General features: G+C 34.8%; 1 protein-coding gene. It reads right to left on the bottom strand.

Annotation, left to right across the window (positions count from 1 at the left end; translation table 11 throughout):
• Positions 1-143: 143 nt before the first annotated feature.
• On the bottom strand, positions 144-1,379 hold the full coding sequence (locus ACIQ7N_RS23585) for an IS110 family RNA-guided transposase (protein WP_402936676.1): 1,236 nt from the start codon (positions 1,377-1,379) through the stop codon (positions 144-146).
• Positions 1,380-1,490: the final 111 nt, after the last annotated feature.

Below are 1,490 nucleotides of genomic sequence, written 5' to 3'. Positions count from 1 at the left end.
TTCAACTAAACCAGCTAATAGTTTGTCAATAATTTTCTGTTAAAAGTTTAATAGGCACGTGCTATACTAAAAAAGTGCATAACAAATAACCGTCCTAAAGTTTGTATTTGGAAGGTTTTGTTTGATTTAGTTGTACCTACTTATCAAGCTAAATCTTGGTACGTAGTTCTGTTTTTTAACAAGGCAAAAATCCAATGTAAGAGTTTATTAACACAAGCTATTATCGCTACTTTAAAAGGTTTTCCTTCTTCACGTTTTTTATCATAAAATTCACGTATTTTCTTGTTTCGAGGAATGATTGTATCGTCTGTTTTAGTTTTTCTGCAATCTCGTATTGCACAACGAACAGCCATAAACAAGGCATGACGAAGTCTACTTGAACCTCGTTTTGTAATTCGATTCTTGGTCGCTGAAAATTTACCTGATTCGAAAACACTTGGGTCAACTCCAGCGAAAGCCACAAGCTTTTTAGGGTTGTTAAATCGATCTATTTCACCAATCTCAGAAATAATCGTTGCAGCGATCTTTTCACCGATGCCTGGGATAGATTTGATAATACTATATTCTTCAATTTCTTTAGCGAGGGCATCTATTTCTGACTCTAACTTTGATAGATGCTCTTTGTACTGAAGAAGGATCTTTATATACATATCCAGACTTAAAATATGACTCTGGTAAACTGTTTTTTCAAAAGGATTACGAGCTGCAGCGGCTTTAAGATGTAAGGCTTTTTCATTTGCCCATCTAATGGACCTACTCTTACATAGTTCATATATTTTGTCTGTAATGGATTCTTCACTTGCTTTCAAAATATCTTCTGAAGAAGGGAACTCTGAAAGAGTTAATAGTGAAACATTAGAATATAAATCTCCGAATACCCCTTTATATTCAGGAAATACCTGTTCAAGGACTGCCTGAAATTGCAACTTAGTTTGAATCATTACGCCAGTTATATTTTCATGTTGTCTTGTAAGGTTACGAAGATTTAATAACTGCACACCACGCTTTTTATATGGCTCTAATTCCTCTTTATAGAACAATTCACAAAGTAGATAGGCATCAATGGCATCCGTTTTTACTTTTCTCAAACTCGATCCTCTTGCCTTATAAGAAATTAACGGATTAATAATAATCAATAAATACCCTCGTTCTTCTAAATGATGTATGACAGGAGCACCATAATGTCCTGTGGCTTCTAAAATGATTGTAGGCTTCATACCAGCCTCGTTTTTTACATCCTCTAAAAATATAACAAGGTCATTAAGACCTTCTAAAGTATGAGTCACCTTAAAACTTTTACGATATGGTTTGCCTTTATCTAAGAATGCTTGAATCTGGCTTTCTCCTTTTGAAATATCCAGACCAACGACTGGATTCATTATTAATCTCCTCCTAAATCATAGTTTGCCAGTTACCCCTAATCCTCCATGCAGTGTCATAGCTTCGCTTGTTATACGAGATCTAAGTCCCAACCAGCCTCAATCATGTTT

Origin of the sequence: Lysinibacillus sp. NPDC095746 (assembly GCF_044763535.1) — a bacterium.
In the GTDB taxonomy this organism is placed as follows: domain Bacteria; phylum Bacillota; class Bacilli; order Bacillales_A; family Planococcaceae; genus Lysinibacillus.
This window is presented reverse-complemented; position numbering and strand designations above follow the sequence as displayed.

What these genes read in the sequence shown, in the direction of transcription:
- ACIQ7N_RS23585 (WP_402936676.1), bottom strand. Translation starts at nt 1,379, where the DNA reads ATGAATCCAGTCGTTGGTCTGGATATTTCAAAAGGAGAAAGCCAGATT.